The 18,192-nt window shown below is 69.0% G+C and carries 14 protein-coding genes; 10 read left to right on the forward strand and 4 right to left on the reverse strand.

All coding sequences use genetic code 11. The features are described 5' to 3' along the window. Positions 1 to 56: 56 nt before the first annotated feature. Both J3367_RS04155 and J3367_RS04160 read left to right on the forward strand, forming a co-directional pair. Complete coding sequence (locus J3367_RS04155) at positions 57 to 1,850, forward strand: TRAP transporter permease (protein ID WP_024348563.1); 1,794 nt, start codon at positions 57 to 59, stop codon at positions 1,848 to 1,850. Between the two features lie 211 nt (positions 1,851 to 2,061). Then, positions 2,062 to 3,192: a zinc-dependent alcohol dehydrogenase family protein gene (locus tag J3367_RS04160; protein ID WP_024348562.1), complete on the forward strand. Its 1,131-nt coding sequence runs from the start codon at positions 2,062 to 2,064 to the stop codon at positions 3,190 to 3,192. A gap of 62 nt (positions 3,193 to 3,254) precedes the next feature. Here the strand turns inward: J3367_RS04160 and J3367_RS04165 are convergent, their stop codons facing one another. Next, positions 3,255 to 3,599: an antibiotic biosynthesis monooxygenase family protein gene (locus J3367_RS04165; protein WP_024348561.1), complete on the reverse strand. Its 345-nt coding sequence runs from the start codon at positions 3,597 to 3,599 to the stop codon at positions 3,255 to 3,257. Positions 3,600 to 3,622: 23 nt separating this feature from the next. Continuing rightward, complete coding sequence (locus tag J3367_RS04170; RefSeq protein ID WP_421460243.1) at positions 3,623 to 5,764, reverse strand: TonB-dependent hemoglobin/transferrin/lactoferrin family receptor; 2,142 nt, start codon at positions 5,762 to 5,764, stop codon at positions 3,623 to 3,625. A gap of 201 nt (positions 5,765 to 5,965) precedes the next feature. Here J3367_RS04170 and hemP point away from each other — a divergent pair, with 201 nt between their 5' ends. The 7 genes from hemP (at position 5,966) to J3367_RS04205 (ending at position 13,163) form a co-directional block, all read left to right on the forward strand. After that, on the forward strand, positions 5,966 to 6,169 hold the full coding sequence (gene hemP / locus J3367_RS04175) for a hemin uptake protein HemP (protein WP_228238627.1): 204 nt from the start codon (positions 5,966 to 5,968) through the stop codon (positions 6,167 to 6,169). Between the two features lie 10 nt (positions 6,170 to 6,179). Next, positions 6,180 to 7,127 carry a heme/hemin ABC transporter substrate-binding protein gene (locus J3367_RS04180; protein ID WP_024348558.1) on the forward strand — a complete coding sequence of 316 codons (948 nt, stop codon included), beginning with the start codon at positions 6,180 to 6,182 and terminating at the stop codon, positions 7,125 to 7,127. Further along, a complete protein-coding gene (locus tag J3367_RS04185) occupies positions 7,124 to 8,236 on the forward strand; it encodes a FecCD family ABC transporter permease (RefSeq protein ID WP_024348557.1) in 1,113 nt (370 codons plus the stop codon). The genes J3367_RS04180 and J3367_RS04185 overlap by 4 nt, the downstream gene beginning before the upstream one ends. Beyond that, complete coding sequence (locus J3367_RS04190) at positions 8,236 to 9,045, forward strand: heme ABC transporter ATP-binding protein (RefSeq protein ID WP_024348556.1); 810 nt, start codon at positions 8,236 to 8,238, stop codon at positions 9,043 to 9,045. The genes J3367_RS04185 and J3367_RS04190 overlap by 1 nt, the downstream gene beginning before the upstream one ends. Positions 9,046 to 9,202: 157 nt before the next feature. Continuing rightward, on the forward strand, positions 9,203 to 10,258 hold the full coding sequence (locus J3367_RS04195) for a catalase family peroxidase (protein ID WP_051141472.1): 1,056 nt from the start codon (positions 9,203 to 9,205) through the stop codon (positions 10,256 to 10,258). A 25-nt stretch (positions 10,259 to 10,283) separates the two neighbouring features. Next, the gene (locus tag J3367_RS04200; protein ID WP_024348554.1) at positions 10,284 to 10,610 is read left to right on the forward strand and encodes a plastocyanin/azurin family copper-binding protein; all 327 of its coding nucleotides are present in this window, start codon (positions 10,284 to 10,286) and stop codon (positions 10,608 to 10,610) included. Between the two features lie 48 nt (positions 10,611 to 10,658). Further along, positions 10,659 to 13,163 (forward strand): putative bifunctional diguanylate cyclase/phosphodiesterase, encoded by a 2,505-nt coding sequence (locus J3367_RS04205; RefSeq protein ID WP_024348553.1) that lies wholly within the window; start codon positions 10,659 to 10,661, stop codon positions 13,161 to 13,163. A gap of 4 nt (positions 13,164 to 13,167) precedes the next feature. Here the strand turns inward: J3367_RS04205 and J3367_RS04210 are convergent, their stop codons facing one another. Together J3367_RS04210 and J3367_RS04215 are read right to left on the reverse strand one after the other, a co-directional pair. After that, positions 13,168 to 14,442, reverse strand: coding sequence for an MFS transporter (locus J3367_RS04210; RefSeq protein WP_024348552.1), 1,275 nt, complete (start codon positions 14,440 to 14,442; stop codon positions 13,168 to 13,170). Between the two features lie 19 nt (positions 14,443 to 14,461). Next, positions 14,462 to 15,346, reverse strand: a complete 885-nt coding sequence (locus tag J3367_RS04215) for a dienelactone hydrolase family protein (protein ID WP_035694458.1) — start codon at positions 15,344 to 15,346, stop codon at positions 14,462 to 14,464. Between the two features lie 150 nt (positions 15,347 to 15,496). On the opposite strand from J3367_RS04215, the gene J3367_RS04220 reads away from it, so the two are divergent. Next, positions 15,497 to 18,139, forward strand: coding sequence for an ATP-dependent helicase (locus J3367_RS04220; protein ID WP_024348550.1), 2,643 nt, complete (start codon positions 15,497 to 15,499; stop codon positions 18,137 to 18,139). Positions 18,140 to 18,192 lie beyond the last annotated feature (53 nt).

The raw sequence follows: 18,192 nt of genomic DNA on the forward strand, positions 1-18,192 counted from the left end.
CGGGGCCGGCCTGCAAGTGCGACGCGCCGCGCGGCGGCCAGCGCAAGGATGATGCGATGAGTACGATGGTAGCCGACGATGCGGCCGTGCGCCCTCCAATGTGGTTCGTCTGGCCGCTGCTCGGGCTGCTCTCCATCGCCTTCCATCTGGGACTGATCTTCAGCGGTCTCGTGCCGGCGCTGGTCGCCCGACCGCTCCACATGGCGCTGGCGCTGCCCTGGCTCTTCGTCTTCCTGGCCAAGACCCGCACACAGCTTCTCACCGGCTGGGTGCTGCTGATCCTCGGCGAGATCGGCTGCCTCTACATCGCCCTCAACGCCGAGGCGCTGTCCGACCAGTACGGCTACATCGACAATGGCTTCCAGATGGCGGTCGCGATCACGCTGCTCGCCATCACGCTGGAGATGGCGCGCCGCGCGATCGGCTGGCCGCTGCCGCTGGTGGCCCTCCTGTGTCTCGCCTACGGCCTGTTCGGCCAGTACGTGCCCGGCGAATACGGCCATCCGGGCTTTCCCTTCGCCAGCTTTCTCGGCACCATGACCATCACCGAGGGCGGCATCTGGGGCTCGCTCACGGGCGTGTCCGTCGGCATCGTCTCGATCTTCGTCATTCTCGGCGCCGTGCTGAATGCTGGCGAGGCCGGGCAGGGTTTCATGAATGTCGCGACGCTGGCGGCCGGGCGCCTGCGCGGCGGCGCCGGCAAGGTGTCGGTGCTGTCCTCGGCGATGTTCGGCTCGATCTCCGGCTCGGCCTCAGCCAATGTCGCCTCTACCGGCGCGGTGACCATCCCGGCGATGACCCGGCTCGGCTATCCGCGGGCGCTGGCCGGCGCGGTCGAGGCGGTGGCTTCGTCGGGCGGCCAGATCATGCCGCCGCTGATGGGGGCGGGGGCCTTCGTCATGGTCGAGCTCACCGGCACGCCCTATGCGACCATCATGGCGGCGGCGCTGCCGCCGGCGATCCTCTACTTCCTGACCACCTGGATCGGCATCGACCTGTTTGCCCGGCGCTACGGCCTCGGCGCCGTCGATGCGGCGGACCGTCCGTCGGTTCGTGATGTGGTCATCACCTCCATGTTCTTCGCAGTGCCCTTCGGCATTCTCCTGGAGCGCATGTTCGTCGGCGGCTTCACGCCGCAATATGCCGCCTGCCTGGCGATCCTGGCCGCGGCGCTGCTGCTCTTCGTCAATGTTCGCGGCGAGGTCTCGCTGCACCGTTTCGTCGAGCGGGCAGGCGGGGCCGCGGTCAGCGCCGGCCAGCAGATCGCGGTCATCGGCGCGATCATCATCTGCGCCTCCATCGTCATCGGCGTTCTCGGCATGACCGGGCTCGGGGTGAAGGTCACCTCGACGATCCTGTCGGTGGCCGACGATTCCCTGTGGCCGGCGCTGCTTTTGACCGCCATCGCCTGCATCCTGCTCGGCATGGAGGTGCCGACGACGGCGGCCTACGTGATCTGCGTGACCATCGCCGGGCCGGCGCTGGAACGGCTCGGGATCGAGCCGCTGCTCGCCCATCTCTTCGTCTTCTGGTTCGCGCTCCTGTCGACCATCACCCCGCCGGTCTGCGGCGCCGTGTTCATCGCGGCCGGCATGGTCGGCGAGAACTGGCTGAAGGTGGCAGGGTCCGCCATGCGCCTCGGCATCGGGCTCTATGTCATCCCGCTGGCGATGATCGCCAATCCGGCGATCATCCACATGGCCGACCGTCCGGCCGAGGCCGGGATCGCCTTCGTGAAGATCGCCATCGCGCTCTGGGCGTTGTCGCTGGCCTTCATCTGGAAGGGGCCGGTGTGGATGCGGCTTGCTGCCGGACTTGGCGGGCTGATCGTCTGCTTCGCGCCGCTCTGACGCGCGCACAAGCAGGAGCCGCGGGGCGCGGATTGCCAAGCCGCCAAAGGCGATGCGACATTCCCGGCCGATCGCAGGGAGACATGCGGCGCACTGGGGAGTATCGCCGGCCGGATTGCACCGGCCGGAAGCGGCCTTGACCGGTCGTGCGCCGTTGATGCCGGCCATCGCGGAACATCGCGGCGGCAGGCCCGAGGGGAGGACAGACATGATGACCACCACCACGCGCGCGGCGGTGCTGCGCAGATCGCCCGTCGAGGGCCCCTATGCCACGTCGCAGCCGCTCTCCATCGAGACCGTCGAGCTGGCTCCACCGGGCTTCGGCGAGGTGCTGGTGCGCATCAAGGCCGCCGGGCTCTGCCATTCAGACCTGTCGGTGATCGACGGTGTGCGGCCGCGGCCGACCCCGATGGTGCTCGGCCATGAAGCCGCGGGCATCGTCGAGACGGTCGGCGCGGGCGTCGACGATCTGGCCCCCGGCGACCACGTGGTGATGGTCTTCGTGCCGTCCTGCGGCCATTGCAGCCCCTGCGCCGAAGGCCGGCCGGCGCTGTGCGAGCCGGGCAATGCCCGCAACGGCGAGGGCACGTTGCTGTCGGGCGAGCGGCGCCTGTCCTGCGAGGGCGAACCCGTCCACCATCATCTCGGCGTCTCGGCCTTTGCCGAGCGTGCCGTCCTGTCCCGCCGTTCGCTGATCAAGATCGATCCGGAACTGCCGCTGGAGATCGCGGCGCTGTTCGGCTGCGCCGTGCTGACGGGGGTCGGCGCGGTGGTCAATACCGGCCGGGTCAAGGCCGGCGAGACCGTCGCCGTGGTCGGGCTCGGCGGCGTCGGCCTCAGCGCCATTCTCGGCGCAGTCGCGGCCGGGGCGTCGCGGATCATCGCGGTCGATCTGCAGGCCGACAAGCTGGACATGGCGAAGACGCTGGGGGCAACCGACATCTTCAATGCCGGCGAGGAGGGCGTCGCCGATGCGGTGCGCGCGGCGACCGGCGGCGGTGTCGATCATGCCTTCGAGATGGCCGGCTCGGCGCGGGCGCTGGAACTGGCCTTCGCCATCACCCGGCGCGGCGGGGCGACGGTGACGGCCGGGCTGACGCCGCCGACGGCGACCATGGCCCTGTCGCCGCTCAAGCTCGTCGCCGAGGAGCGGACCCTGAAGGGCAGCTATGTCGGAAGCTGCATCCCGAGCCGCGACATTCCTCGCTACATCGCGCTCTATCGCGGCGGACGGCTGCCGGTGGACCGGCTGTTGACCAGCCGCGGAACGCTCGACGATATCAATGAAGGCTTCGATGCGCTCGCGGCTGGCCGCACGGTCCGCCACGTCGTCCTGCTATGACGCGGGGCCCGTTCATGCCGGTCGGCAGCGCGTGAACCCGCGCCGCCGGCCGGTCGTGTCGATCAGCCGGTGGCGGCAAGCTCTGCCGCTTCGAGACCCGGAATGGTCTGGACGACGGTGAAGCCCTCGAACTCGGGGTGGCCGAGATACATGGGCTGGCGTTCGCCGGCACTGCGATGGGCGGCCCGGAACGCTTCCGACTTGGTCCAGCCGGTGAAGGCGGCCTCGTCGGCCCAGATGGTGTGCGAGGCGTAGAGGACGTGGTCCTCGCGCACCGGCCCACGCAGCAGGTGGAACTCGACGAAACCCGGCACCGTCTGGAGCTGGGATTCGCGATTGCGCCAGACCGCCTCGAACTCCTCCTCCTGTCCGGGGAGCACCTTGAAGCGGTTCATTGCGATGAACATGGTCTGATCCTTGTGTTGGGGTGTCAGCTGTCGACGCCGAACTTGATGCTCACCCCGAACATCGCCTCGAAGCCGGGCGCCGGGTCGGTCTCGCTTGCCGGGAAGCCGGAATAGGCCTGGTACTGCTGGTCGAAGAGATTGCGGATGCTGGCGTCGAAGCGGGTGTTCTCGTTGGGCTCGTAGGCGACGAAGAGGTCGAAGACGTCGTAGCGGTCCGAGGCGAGGGTCGGATCGGTGACGTCGTCCTTGGCCGCCACCGCATGCCAGCGGCCGCCGAAGGTCAGGCGTTCGTCGAGCGCCCGGAAGCCCAGCGTCGTCGTCAGCTTGTCGGGATAGACCGAGTTGAGCGGATCGCCGTTGCGGCGGTTTTCGCCGTCGATGATCGCGCCGGCCAGGCCCACATAGCCCCAGCGCCAGTCATAGCTGGCCTCCAGCTCGACGCCTTCCAGCCGGGCTTCCTCGATGTTCTGGTACTGCAGCGCATCGTAGGGCAGGCGCGCAAAGCAGATCGGCCCGCGGCCGGCGAGGCACGGATTGGCGACGCCGGGCCGATCAAGCGTGGCATATTCGATGTAGTCGTCGACGTCGTTGCGGAAGACCGCCAGCTTGGCGCGCAGCCCGTCGCCGCCGACGAGGACATTGTCGTAGGAGAGGTTCACGCCGGCCTCCAGCGTGTGCCCGACTTCCGGCGACAGGCCGGCATTGGGCAGGAGCTCGAAGGCGGCGGGCGCCGGATGGAGGCCCGACACGACCGCCTCGTTCAGCGTCGGCGAGCGCAGGCCTTCGGCATAGGTGCCGTAGATCTGGAAGCCCTGGATCGGCGTGACGCCGACGCTGAGCTTCGGGGAGAAGCGGTCGCCGGTGTTCTCTTCGGTCGTCGCGGTGCTGGTCAGGTCGAAATGATCGAAGCGGCCGCCGCCGATCACTTCCAGCCAGGTGTCGTATTCGAACCGGGCCTGGATGAAGCCGCCATAGACCTCGCGCGTGCCGGACGGCGTGAAGAGTTCGGTCGAGCCGACATCGTCGCGGGTCTCCACCTCGTCGCGGAAATAGTCGACGCCGTAGGTGAGGGTGGTGGGCACGATGCCGAGATCGAAGCGCGAGGCGTTGTAGAGATCGAAGCCGGTCGTCGACACCTCGACGTCGCGGCGCGCCGCGGCGGGATTCTGGTCGATCTGCGTGTAGTCGGTCTCGTTGCGATAGAGGTTGAAGTTGAGGTCGACCAGCGGCGTGTCGGGGCTGACGAAGGTGTAGCCGACACGGTAGGTGGCGTTGCGCACGTCGGTGTCGCGATCGGCGCCGGAGCCGGTCGATGAGACGAAGTCGTTGTCGTAGATGACGCCCGACAGGGTGATCTCGTGGCCGTCGGCGGGGCGCAGCCGCGCCTTCAGGACGCCGGAACGCACGTCGAAGCCGGTGTTGTCGACATCGTTGCCGTCACCGTCCCGGTAGTCGTCCTCGTCGCGGTAGACGAAGGCGCCGTAGACATCGGCGTCCTCCGTGAAGCGCACGCCGGCTTCAAGCTTGCCCACCCAGTCCGGCCCGTTGGTGCCGTAGACCGTGCCGAGACGCGCCGCGTAGCGCTCGGATGGCGTCAAAAGGTCTTCCAGCTCCAGCGTGCGCATCGCCACGACGCCGCCGATCGCGCCGGAACCGTAGGCGTTCGCCACCGGGCCGCGGATCACGTCGATGCCGCCCAGAAGCGCCGGATCGACATAGACGAGATTGTTGTCGAGATGGCCCTGCACGCCGAAATTCTGGCGGGCGCCGTCGATCATCACGTTGACGCGGCCGGAATCGCGCAGGCCGCGGACGGAAATGGACACGCCGGGATCGTCGCGGTCGCTGGTGGTGGACACGCCCGGAATCGTCGCCAGCACGTCCTCCAGGTCGCCGGCATTGTAGCGGGCGATCTCGTCACGGCCGACGACGCTGACGCCGCCAAGACTCTGGATCGGGCTCTGCGGACCACGATTGGCGAGGATCGACACCTCGTCGAGCTGGATCGCCATCGCATCCATGTCCGGAGCGCCCGCCGGTTCCTGCGTGGTTTGCACATCCTGCGCCATGGCGACGGTCGAAAGGGCGAGGAGCGAGACGCCCGTCGCCAGGGAAAGAAGGAGGGGTGGTGTCGCGCCGCGAAGGCGCCCGTCTGGATGGGCCATGATTTCCCGCTGTCGTTTGAGAGGCGTGACGGGCTGGCTGGCTACGGTCAGGAGCGGCTGGCTGGCATCCGGAGGCGGACGGCCTGTCGACCGTGGCGCCTTGCTTGCATTCGATATTTAACCTGACTATCAGAGTCAACATTGTTGCCGAGGGGGTGGCAAGGCCCGGTGGGCTGGGGTGTCCAGCGCGGGATGACGACGATGAGGGTGCAGATGATGTGCGAAACGGCGCCGAAGCCGCAGACGGGGACCGGCCATGAGGCGAGAGGAACCGGCGGCGGAACGCTGCCGATGCTGAATGCCGCCGAGCTGTTTTCGGCCGGGCGGGAAGTCCTGATCCGGCATGCCGGCGACATCTACCGGCTGCGGCTGACGTCCAACAACAAGCTCATCCTGACCAAGTAGGACATCCGGCATGCAAAGCCTTTTCCGCCGCCTCACCATCGCCGCCGCGGCGCTGTCGCTCCTGCCGGCCCTGTCGGCTCAGGCGATGGCGGAGAGCCGCAGCGTCGTCGACGCCCATGGCCGCACGGTCGCGATCGCCGATACGGCCCGCATCGTGTCGATCGGCGGGGCGGTGACCGAAATCCTCGACGCGCTCGGCATGGCCGACAAGATCGTCGCGGTGGACACGACCAGCACCTACCCCGCGGCGATGACGGACAAGCCGGACGTCGGCTACATGCGCGCCCTGGCGGCGGAAGGCATCCTGGCGCTGTCGCCGACGCTGATCGTCGCCATCGAGGGCGCTGGCCCGCCGGACGTGCTCGACGTCCTGGAAGCGGCTTCGGTGCCCTTCGTCAACATTCCCGACACGCCGACGGCCGACGGGATCGTCGCCAAGATCCGCGCCGTGGCCGACGCTGTCGGGGCAGGGGAGAAGGGCGAGGAACTGGCTGCGACGGTCGCGGCGGACCTGGCGGCCGTGACCGCGGCGACCGCAAGCATCGACGAGCGGCGAAGCGTTGCCTTCGTCCTGGCCATGCGGGGCGGAGCGCCGCTGGTGGCCGGCCGCGAGACCTCGGCCGACGCCATGCTGGCGCTGGCCGGCGCCGACAACGCCTTTGCTGCCTTCACAGGTTTCAAGCCGGCAACCCCGGAAGCCGTCGTTGCCGCCGCGCCCGATGCGGTCGTCACCATGCAGTCGGGCGAGCATGCCGACGGCCTCGATCACGTGCGCGCCGACCCGGCCTTCGCAACGACGCCCGCGGTGCAAGACGACCGGCTCTTCGCCTATGACGGGACCTATCTTCTCGGCTTCGGCCCGCGCACGGCCCATGCGATCCGGGATCTGGCCGCCGATCTGTATCCCGGGCTCGATCTGCCGACCTTGCCGCCGCGCGCCTGGGTCGAGCCGCGGTGAGCGTCTCCGGGGAACTGGTGGGCGCGCGGACCGGGAGGGGCGGGAACATCCTGCGTTCCCGCGACCGCGCCGCGCTGGCGCGGATCGGTGTCGTCGCTGCGGGAATTCTTGCGGTGCTGGCCTGCCTCGTAGCGCTGACGGTCGGGGCTGCCGGCCTGTCGCTTTCGGCCACGCTCGACGCGCTGGTCGCGGCCGCGACCGGCCGCCGGGAGACGCTGGACCTGTCGCTGGCCACCATCGTCCTCGACATTCGCCTGCCGCGTGTCCTCGCCGGCATGCTGGTCGGGGCGGCGCTCGCTTTGTCCGGCGCGATGATGCAGGGGCTGTTTCGAAATCCGCTGGCCGATCCGTCCCTTGTCGGAATCTCCTCAGGTGCCGCGCTCGCCGCCGTGACCAGCATCGTGCTGGGAGAAATGGCCGCCGGCTGGCTGCCGGAGCTGGTCGCGCGGCATCTTTTGCCGATCGCCGCCTTCCTGGGCAGCCTCTGCACGACAATCATCCTGTACCGGCTCTCGACGGTCAACGGCCGCACCTCGGTGGCCGCCATGCTGCTCGTCGGCATCGCGCTGGCCGCGCTCGCCAGCGCCCTCATCGGCGTGCTCGTCTTCATTTCCAACGACCAGCAATTGCGCGAACTGACCTTCTGGACCATGGGCGGCCTCGGCGGCGCCACATGGCCGAAGATCGCGGCGGTGCTGCCGCTGATGCTGCCGGCCTTCGTCGCCGCGCCGTTCCTCGCGCGCAGCCTCAACGCCATGACCCTCGGCCACACGGAAGCGTTTCATCTGGGCATCGACGTACAACGCGTCACGCGCCTCGCGGTGTTCGTCATCGCCGGGGCGATCGGCGCGGCCGTCGCCATCTCCGGGATCATCGGCTTCGTCGGCCTGATCGCGCCGCATCTGTTGCGCACGCTGATCGGCCCGGACCATCGCACCCTGCTGCCCGCGGCGGCGCTCTTCGGCGGCAGTCTCGTCGTTGCCGCCGACACCGCGGCGCGGACCATCGTCGCCCCCGCCGAACTGCCGATCGGCATCCTCACCGCGCTTGTCGGGGCGCCGTTCTTCCTCTGGCTGCTGCTGCGGCGGCGCGGCGGGCTGGTCGTCTGATGCTGGAACTCGCCGACATTTCGGTCTCCCTTGGCGGCCGAACCATCCTCGACGGGGTCAGCCTTGCCGTCACTCCCGGCGAATGCGTCGCGGTGATCGGTGCCAACGGGGCCGGCAAGTCAACGCTGTTGAAGGTGCTGAGCGGGCAGATGCGGCCCGACCGCGGGGCGGCGCGCCTCGACGGATGCGCGATGGACGACATCGGCGCCGCGGCGCTGTCGCGGCGCCGTGCGGTGGTCGCCCAGAGCGTGGCGCTCGCCTTTCCCTTCACCGCCGCCGAGGTGGTCGGCTTCGGCGCCGAGGCGGGCGGGGCGCTCGGCCGGCGGCGCGAAGCCATCGCCGCCGCGGCGCTGGCGCAGGTGGACATGGCCGGCCACGCGGCGCGGCTGGTGCCGAGCCTGTCCGGCGGCGAGGCCCAGCGCGTGCATCTGGCCCGGGCCATTGCCCAGCTCGAAGCGGCGATGGAATCGCCGGCCGGCGACGGCGCGGACGGCCATTACCTGCTTCTGGACGAACCCACCGCCAGTCTCGATCTGCGCCACCAGGTCGAGACCCTGTCGCTGGCCCGGCGGCTGGCGGGACGCGGCATCGGTGTCGTCGTGGTGCTGCACGATCTCAATCTCGCAGCGCTTGCGAGCGACCGCATCGTCGCCCTCAAGGACGGGCGCGTCCTGGCCAACGGGCCGGTCGGCACGGTCGTAGACGACGCGCTTGTCAGTGCGGTCTACGGCATCGCCCTGCCGGTTGGCCGGACACCACCGGATCTGCCCTTCGTGCTGCCCCAGACCGCGCCGGTCGGTGCCGCCTGATCGCGTTCCGGTCGCCGCTTCCATTGCCCTTGCGACAGCTGTGCCGTGACGTCCCGTTCCGGCTAACCATCGGCTGCCCGGAATTATCCGCAATGTAGCAATGGGTTAAGCAGGCACGTGTCAGGTTGCCGCGTGAGCAACTGGCAGGATTCCCGCAATGACCAGACCTGACGACAGGCGCGCCGGCGCCCTGATTCGGCGCGCGGCAGCCGTTCTTGCAGTTTCGACGGCATGGTTCGGCGCCGCACCCGCGCTTGCCGAGGACAAGCCGGCCGGCAGCAGCCAGACCCAGCTCGCCCGGGACATCGTCGCCGGGCTCGACAAGGTTTTCGGCGGGCCGCACAAGGGCTACCGAACGGCCCATTCCAAGGGCATTCTCCTCGACGGGACGTTCCGCCCGTCCAAGAACGCCGCATCGCTGACCCGCGCCGAACATCTCACCGGGGGCGATGTGGACGTGACGGTCCGCTTCTCGAATTTCGCGGGCGTGCCCCATGTCGGCGACAATACCGGCGACGCCAACCCCAAGGGCATGGCGATCAAGTTCCTGCTGCCGGAAGGCGGCTCGACGGACATCGTCGCCCATTCCTTCGACGGCTTCGCCGCCCAGACGCCGGAGGAGTTCCGCCGCTTCGTCCAGGCGCTCGGCTCGTCCGATCCGCAGGATTTTGCCGATCACCTGGCCGCGCATCCGGCCGCCAAACGCTTCATCGACGCGCCGAAGCCGGCACCGGTCAGCTTCGCCACCGAGGCCTTCTACGGCGTCAACGCCTTCTCCTTCACCAATGCGGCCGGCGAATCGCGCTTCGGCAAGTATCGGCTGGTGCCGGTCGCGGGCGTCGCGCATCTGAGCGCGGCCGAAGCGGCGGCAAAGGACCCAGACTATCTGTCGCAGGACATGGCCGAGCGGCTGGAGGACGGGCCGGTGCAATTCCGCCTGCTGGTCCAGCTCGCCGGCGAGGGCGATCCGATCACCCGCGCGGCCTTTCCCTGGCCCGAGGACCGCGAACAGGTGGAGCTCGGCGTCCTGTCCCTGACGACGCTGGCTGCCGATTCGGTCGCGCGGCAGCGAGAGCTCGTCTTCACGCCGCTTAGCCTCGTCGGCGGCATTGCGCCCTCCGACGACCCGATGCTGATCACGCGCACCCGCAGCTACCGCATGTCCTATAGCCGACGGCTGACCGCCGGCGCGGCGGCGACGGACAGCCACTAGCCCCGACACGGAAAGGACGTCCCGGATGCTCCGTCTCGTCACTTGCGCCGCCCTGTGCGGCTTCACCCTGCCGATCGTCGTCGCCATGGCGGCAGGGCATATGATCATCATCGACCAGATCGACCGCATGTTCGACCGCAAGGCGGTGGCGATCGAAGAGGGCGACACGTTGCGCTTCACCAATCGCGACGAGTTCCTGCACCAGATCTATGTCGAGACCGACGGCTTCAGCTTCGATTCCGACGAACAGGCGCCCGGCGAGGTGATCGACGTCACCTTTCCGCGACGGGGCGACTACGAAGTCCGCTGCGGCATTCATCCGCGCATGAGCCTCGCCGTTTCGGTCGAATGATACCCGGCAGATTCCGCCCCTCCTAACCCTCCGGGATTACGACACCGCATGCCCCTCCGGTTGAAACTTCTTGTCGGCTGCCTGTGCCTGACGCTCGTCACGCTCGGTCTCGGCGTCTTCGCGCAGCACTCGCAGCGTGGGGCCGGTGACCTCGCCACCCGCATCTACGACGAGGCGCTTCTGTCGCTGAGCTATCTGCGCTCGGCGCAGAACTCGCTCCTGCAGATCGAGATGGACGATCTGCAGCTGCGTTCGGGCGAGGTGCGGGGCGATGGCGAAGCGTTCCTGTCGGCGCAGACCGCACTGTCGACATTCCTGCCGGACATCATGGCCGATCTCGACGTCGCCTCGGAACGGGCGATGTCGCCCGGTGGCCGTCGCAAGATCGGCGAAATCCGCACCGGGCTGCAATTGCTGCAGCAGGATTTCAGCACGCTGGACAACACGCAGCTGCGGGCGCGGTTTTCCGCCCTCGACGGGGAATTCGACACGGCGGTCGAGATCCTCGCCGGCGACGGCTACCGCTTTCGCCGGGAAGTCGGCGAACTGATCGAAGCCTCGATGCACAGCACCCAGGGCGCGATGGCGGCGGCCGTTGTGCTGGCCGTCATGATCTCGCTGATGCTGGCGCGGATGATCGTGCCGCCGCTGAACCGGGCGGTGCAGGTGGCCGAATCGATCGCCCGCGGCAAGCTCGACAACGAGATCGTGCCACATGGTCACGACGAGACGGCCCAGCTGATGCGCGCCCTGGCGACGATGCAGCGCAGTATCGGCGAGCATATCGGCCGCATTCGCGAGCTGATGGCCGAGCAGGCCGACAGCTACGACAGCCATATCGCCATCCAGAACAGCCGCTTCGAGGCGGCGCTCAACAACATGACGCAGGGCCTCTGCCTGTTCGACGTCAACGAGCGGCTGGTGATCTTCAACCGGCGGTTCGCGGAGATGTTCGGCGGTCTGCAGATCGGCGTGTCGGCGCGGCAAGTGCTGCTCGATCCGGAGATCCAGCATCTTCTGGCGCCCGGTCCGGACGGCAGCTTCACCCACGAACTTCCCGACGGTCGGATGATCGCGACCTCTCGGCAGGCGATCGAAGGCGGCGGCTGGCTCGACACGTTCGAGGACGTGACCGACCAGTATCGGGCCCAGGCGAAGCTCTCCCACATGGCGCTGCACGACGCGCTCACCGGACTGCCCAACCGGGTGCAGTTCCGCGACCGGCTGGAGACGGCGACGCGGACCGCTGCCGGCATCGCCAACACCAGCGTGCTCTGCCTCGACCTCGACGGCTTCAAGGCGGTCAACGACACGCTCGGCCATCCGACGGGTGACGCCCTGCTGCGCGCCGCCGCGGCCCGGCTGCTGTCCTGCGTCAGGCAGGGCGATCTCGTGGCGCGTGTCGGTGGCGACGAATTCTCGATCATCCAGTCCGCCGGCGATCCGCATCTCGGCGCCGCAGCCCTGGCGCAGCGCATCGTCGATGCCTTCGTCGAGCCGTTTCCCATCGACGAGCGGCCGATCTGCGTCGGCGTCAGCGTCGGCATCTTCGTCACGGCGGAAATGGCCGAGGCCGGGCGGGCGATCGACCCGGACACCATCATCAAGAATGCCGACGTGGCCCTCTATCGGGCCAAGAGCGAGGGGCGCGGCACCTTCCGCTTCTTCGAGCCGGACATGGATGCGGGGCTGGAGGCACGGCGGCAGCTCGAACTCGACCTGCGGCTGGCCGTCGAGAACGAGGAATTCGCGCTGTTCTACCAGCCCTTCGTGGATGTCGAGCGCCAGGTCGTCACCGGGTTTGAGGCTTTGTTGCGCTGGCACCATCCGCAGCGCGGCCTGGTGTCGCCGGCCGAGTTCATCCCGGTCGCCGAGGATTGCGGGCTGATGGCGCCGCTCGGCGTCTGGGTGCTGGAAACCGCCTGCCGGCAGGCCGCCGAATGGCCGTCGGACCTGGCCATCTCGGTCAATCTTTCGCCGGTGCAGTTCCGCGATCCGGGCCTCGCCGATATCGTGGAGGCGGCGTTGGAGCGAGCCGGCCTCGCTCCCGAACGGCTGCGGATCGAGGTCACGGAATCGCTGCTGCTGCAGGACAGCGCCACGGTGCTGGCGACGCTGAAGCGGTTCCGCGACCATGGCATCGGCATCTCCATGGACGATTTCGGCACCGGCTATTCCTCGCTCGGCTATCTCAGCCGGTTCCCCTTCGACAAGATCAAGATCGACCAGTCCTTCGTCCGCCACATCGACGATCGCGAGAACATGGCGATCATCCGCGCCGTGATCGGCCTCAGCCGGGCCATGGACCTGTCGGTGATTGCCGAGGGCGTCGAGACGTCGGCCCAGCGCGATATCCTGTTGCGCGAAGGCTGCCGCGAGATGCAGGGCTATTTCTTCTCGCCTCCGAAACCCGCCGACGAGCTCGCGCGCATGCTCCTGACCTGCGGACGCGGGACGGTGGAGGATGACGAAGCCGTGTCGGCCGAGCTGGTCTACCTGCCGCCTTCGCCGGCGGCCGATGCCGGACCGCGCGCCCGGGCGCTGCCGGGGTGACGGATCACGATGGCTGGCGGGCCGGTCTTGGCGGGATCGCTGGGGCGGTCGCATGGCGCAGGGCCGCCCGGTAGCAGGCCAGCCCGACAAGGGTGAGCAGCGCCACCACCGCCAGCGCGACGTCGTAGCCGCCGGCCGCCCAGAGCAGCGAGCCGACAAAGGGCGACAGGGCGTAGGCGCACAGATACGGTACGGCCATGGCGCCGCTGATCGCGCCGAACCGGGCCTGGCCGAGGATCTCCCGCGTCATCACCGGCCGCATGATGCTGAGGACGCCGTAGCCGCTGCCCTGCAGGACGACGAAGGCGATCACCAGAAGGGGCGCGAACTCCGCCGCGATCAGGCAGAGCGTTGCCGTGATCACGAAGGCGAAGGACAGCGTCGTCACCCATGCGTTGGACAGGCGGGCGCCGCCGAGCATCAGCGCCAGCCGCCCGGCGACCTGCATCGGCCCGATCATCGCCGCTGCGAGGACCGCGAGATCGAGGCTGACGCCCCGGTCGGCGAGGATCGGCAGGAGATGGTTCAGCACCACGCCGTGATTGAAGCCGAGCAGCGAGAAGCCGGCGGCGAGGTACCAGAACAGCGGACGGCGCAGAAGGGCGGGGGCCGGCGCGGACGACGCGGTCGTGGCCAACGCCGGCGCGGCAACGGTCGGACTGGCGGTCGCCTCGCCGGGGCCGCCATGGCCGTGGGCTTCGCTCGCAAGGCCGGCGGAGGCTTCGAGCGCCCGGGCGCCGAGGACGATCAGCGGCACGCCCAGGCATCCGACGAGCGCGGCGAACAGCCAGACGGCGCCCTGCCAGCCGGCCGTCTCGGCCATGACGTGATTGAGCGGAAAGGACAGGGTGCCGGCAAAACCCGCCACCAGCGTGACCCGGGTGATCGCCGGGCGGGCATCGGCGCCAAGCGCCCGCGTGACCAAGGCGAAGCAGGGCTCGTAGAGGCAGCCGCCCATCGCCGCGCCGATTCCGAGCCAGAGCAGCGTGAAGCCGGGCAGCGTGTCGGCGAAGGGCAGCAGCGCCAGAAGGATCGCCCCCGCCAGAGCGGAGCCGCCCATCACCAGCGGACCGTGGCCGCGGTCGATCAGGCGCCCCGCCATCGGCGAGACAATTGCCGAGACGATGATGGCCGCCGCGAAGGCCGCCGTGAGCCAGGTCTTGGACCAGCCGGCATCGGCTTCCCAGCGCAGGAGGAGCGCCGGGAAGAGATAGTAGAAGCCGGCCCAGACGATGGTTTCGCCGAAGGCCAGGCAGAGGACGGCGTGTGCGGCACGCATCCGGGCTGTCCCGGTGGGCCTAGCTGCCCAGATGCGTCTTCAGGAAGTCGACGGTGCGGCCCCAGGCCAGCCCGGCGGCGACCTCGTCGTAGCGGGCCTGCGAGGTGTCGTTGTTGAAGGCATGGTTGACGCCCGCATAGACATGGACCTGATGCTCGGTGCCGGCGGCCTCCAGCGCGTCGCGATAGGCGTCGATGCCGGCATTGATGCGCTCGTCGAGGCCGGCGTAATGCAAGAGCATCGCCGCCTTGATGTCGGCGACCTTGTCCGCATCCGGCTGGCGGCCGTAATAGGCGACACCGGCGGCAAGGTCCGGATCGGCGACGGCGAGGTCGTTGACGAGACCGCCGCCCCAGCAGAAGCCGACCGCCCCGACGCGGCCATTGCCGTCTTCGCGGCCGGCGAGCCATTTGCGGGACGCCACAGCGTCGGCGATGCGGGTCTCGGCGTCCAGCGCGCCGATCATCTCGCGGGCCTTGTCCTCGTCCGGGGGCGTGCCGCCGGCCGGCGACAGGAAGTCGGGCGCCACGACGAGGAAACCTTCCAGCGCCAGCCGCCGGGCGACGTCCTGGATATGGGCGTTGAGACCGCGGTTCTCGTGGATCACCAGCACGCAGGGCAGGGCATCGGTCGCATCGGCGGGCCGGGCCACATAGGCCTTCATCTCGCCGCTGGCGCCGGGATAGGTGGCCCAGACGCCGGCCAGACGCGGATCGTCCGGTGCGACGATGGCGGCGCGGGCGCTGGATGCGGCCATCAGCGGGGCGATCGCGGCCGCGGCCGTCGCCGAACCGGCCAGTGCCGTCAGCCGGCGCATGAAGCCGCGGCGATCGAGCGTCAGGTGCGTGTATTCGTCATAGGCATCGATCATCGCCTGGGTGATCGTCGGGGTCCTGTCGTCCATGATCGCCTGCTCCATCACCGTTCGCAGGGCATACTAACCCGTAGCGCCCGCGGTGCAATGCGGCGGCAATCGCGCATCGCGGCCGCGCCATGCCGGCTTCCGGCGACCGCTTCCCTAGTGTTCCGCGCGCGAAGTCTTACATTGGCGCGGATGACTGATTTCGACGAATCAACCGGGGTCCCGGCGGCCCGTCCCGGCGGCATCGCCGCTCGTGCACTGTCGGCCCGCGGGGTGGCCCGCAATGCGGGGGCGCCGGACTATCTCTCCGGCCTCAATGCAGAGCAGCGCGCCGCCGTGGAGACCACCGAGGGTCCGGTGCTGGTGCTGGCCGGCGCCGGCACGGGCAAGACGCGCGTCCTGACGACGCGCATCGCCCATATCCTCGCCACCGGCAGGGCCTGGCCGTCCCAGATCCTCGCCGTGACCTTCACCAACAAGGCCGCGCGCGAGATGAAGCAGCGCATCGGCCTTCTGGTCGGCGAACAGGTCGAGGGCATGCCGTGGCTCGGCACCTTCCACTCGATCGGCGTGAAGATCCTGCGCCGCCATGCCGAGCTGGCCGGGCTGAAGTCGAACTTCACCATTCTGGACACGGACGACCAGATCCGGCTGATCAAGCAGCTCATCAAGGCCGAGAATCTCGACGACAAGCGCTGGCCGGCCCGCACCTTCGCCAACATGCTGGATGGCTGGAAGAACAAGGCGCTGACGCCGAAGGACATTCCCGAGGGCGACGCGCGGGCCTTCGCCAACGGCAAGGGGCGGGAACTCTACGCCGCCTACCAGGCGCGGCTGCAGTCCCTCAACGCCTGCGATTTCGGCGATCTCCTGCTGCATCCGATCGCCATCTTCCGGGACAACCCGGACGTCCTCGCCGAGTATCACGACCGCTTCCGCTACATCCTGGTGGACGAGTACCAGGACACCAACGTCGCCCAGTATCTCTGGCTGCGGCTTCTGGCCCAGCGTTCGCAGGTGCGGGGCGAGACCGGGCGCAGCCCCGCGCTTCGGCAGGCGGCGGGCGCCGGCGCCGTGACGCAGGCGGGCACCGCCGAGGCGGGCGCGGCGGAGCGGCCGCCTGTCAACATCTGCTGCGTCGGCGACGACGACCAGTCGATCTATGGCTGGCGCGGCGCCGAGGTCGACAACATCCTGCGCTTCGACCGGGACTTTCCTGGCGCGACGGTGATCCGGCTGGAGCGCAATTATCGCTCCACCGCCCACATCCTCGGCGCGGCCTCGCATCTGATCGCCCATAACGAGGACCGGCTCGGCAAGACGCTGTTCACCGACTATTCCGACCCCGAGCACCAGAAGGTCGAGGTCAATGCCGGCTGGGATTCGGAGGAGGAGGCGCGAGCGATCGGCGAGGCGATCGAGGACCTGCAGCGGCGCGAGGACCACAATCTCAACGACATGGCGATCCTGGTGCGCGCCTCGTTCCAGATGCGCGAGTTCGAGGACCGCTTCGTCACCATGGGGCTGAACTACCGGGTGATCGGCGGTCCGCGGTTCTATGAGCGGATGGAGGTGCGCGACGCGCTCGCCTATTTCCGCTGCGTCTGCCAGCCGGCCGACGATCTGGCCTTCGAGCGGATCGTCAACACGCCCAAGCGCGGGCTCGGCGACGCCACCATGCGGCTGCTGCACGATTATGCCCGCGCCCGCGGCGTGCCGCTGATCGCGGCGGCGGTCGAGATGGTGGAAACCGAGGAGCTGAAGCCCAAACCGCGCAACGCGCTGCGCCGGGTGGTCACCGATCTGGTGCGCTGGGCCGAGCAATTGTCCACCGCCAAGCACACCGACCTCGCCGAGCAGATCCTCGAGGAATCCGGCTACACCGAGATGTGGCATAACGACCGCTCGGCCGAGGCGCCGGGCCGGCTGGAGAACCTCAAGGAACTCATCCGCTCCATGGAGGCCTATGACACGCTGCCCTCCTTCCTGGAGCATGTGGCGCTGGTCATGGACACCGAGCAGAACGCCGAGATGGACGCCGTCTCGATCATGACGCTGCACGCGGCCAAGGGGCTGGAGTTCGAAACCGTCTTTCTGCCCGGCTGGGAGGAGGGGCTGTTTCCCCATCAGCGCGCCCTCGACGAGGGCGGCCGCTCCGGCCTCGAGGAAGAGCGCCGGCTGGCCTATGTCGGTATCACCCGCGGCAAGCAGCGGGTGAAGATCTGGTTCGTCTCCAATCGCCGCATTCACGGCATGTGGCAGTCGACCATTCCCTCGCGCTTTCTCGACGAACTGCCCGAGGCGCATGTCGAGGTGATGGAAGCCAACACCTCCTATGGCGGTTACGGGGCCGGCGGCTTCGGCGGCTATGGCGCCAGCCGCTGGGACGGCGCCGCGGCCTTTCAGGAAGGCGCCTATACGACGCCGGGCTGGCGCCGCGCCCAGGCGGCCAATGCCGGCTTTGCCGGCGGCAATGGCGGGCGCGGCCGGGGCGGCGACGGCTGGTCGGGCGGGCGCACCCGCGAGATCAGCTATGACGAGGGCGGCGTCGGCGCCCGCAGCGGCCAGCACGGCGGCAAGGGCCACAACCAGCCGCCGCGCACCGGCTTCGGCCTCAATGCCGCGGCCCGCAAGGGCGGTCCACGCGATATCGAGGGCGAACTGGTGGCCAAGTCGGTGGCGACCGAAGCCAGCCGCTTTGCCTCCGGCGACCGGGTCTTCCATCTGAAATTCGGCAACGGCACCGTCGCCAGCGTCGAGGGCAACAAGCTGACCGTCGATTTCGACAAGGCCGGCCAGAAGCGCGTGCTCGAAGGCTTCGTGGAGCCGACCTGAGCATCGGCCGGCCGCCGCCCGCCTGACGGCCGGACCCGTTGGCGGGCAAGGCT

Source organism: Aurantimonas sp. NFXS3 (assembly GCF_049132005.1).
Classification (GTDB): Bacteria; Pseudomonadota; Alphaproteobacteria; order Rhizobiales; family Rhizobiaceae; genus Aurantimonas; species Aurantimonas coralicida.

Bases quoted from the DNA above. Each gene is read 5' to 3' on its own strand.
- J3367_RS04215 (WP_035694458.1), bottom strand. From the start codon at position 15,346: ATGGACGACAGGACCCCGACGATCACCCAGGCGATGATCGATGCCTAT.
- J3367_RS04170 (WP_421460243.1), bottom strand. From the start codon at position 5,764: ATGGCCCATCCAGACGGGCGCCTTCGCGGCGCGACACCACCCCTCCTT.
- J3367_RS04165 (WP_024348561.1), bottom strand. From the start codon at position 3,599: ATGTTCATCGCAATGAACCGCTTCAAGGTGCTCCCCGGACAGGAGGAG.
- J3367_RS04195 (WP_051141472.1), top strand. From the start codon at position 9,203: ATGACCAGACCTGACGACAGGCGCGCCGGCGCCCTGATTCGGCGCGCG.
- J3367_RS04160 (WP_024348562.1), top strand. From the start codon at position 2,062: ATGACCACCACCACGCGCGCGGCGGTGCTGCGCAGATCGCCCGTCGAG.
- J3367_RS04190 (WP_024348556.1), top strand. From the start codon at position 8,236: ATGCTGGAACTCGCCGACATTTCGGTCTCCCTTGGCGGCCGAACCATC.
- J3367_RS04200 (WP_024348554.1), top strand. From the start codon at position 10,284: ATGCTCCGTCTCGTCACTTGCGCCGCCCTGTGCGGCTTCACCCTGCCG.
- J3367_RS04155 (WP_024348563.1), top strand. From the start codon at position 57: ATGAGTACGATGGTAGCCGACGATGCGGCCGTGCGCCCTCCAATGTGG.
- J3367_RS04220 (WP_024348550.1), top strand. From the start codon at position 15,497: ATGACTGATTTCGACGAATCAACCGGGGTCCCGGCGGCCCGTCCCGGC.
- J3367_RS04205 (WP_024348553.1), top strand. From the start codon at position 10,659: ATGCCCCTCCGGTTGAAACTTCTTGTCGGCTGCCTGTGCCTGACGCTC.
- J3367_RS04180 (WP_024348558.1), top strand. From the start codon at position 6,180: ATGCAAAGCCTTTTCCGCCGCCTCACCATCGCCGCCGCGGCGCTGTCG.
- hemP (WP_228238627.1), top strand. From the start codon at position 5,966: ATGAGGGTGCAGATGATGTGCGAAACGGCGCCGAAGCCGCAGACGGGG.
- J3367_RS04210 (WP_024348552.1), bottom strand. From the start codon at position 14,442: ATGCGTGCCGCACACGCCGTCCTCTGCCTGGCCTTCGGCGAAACCATC.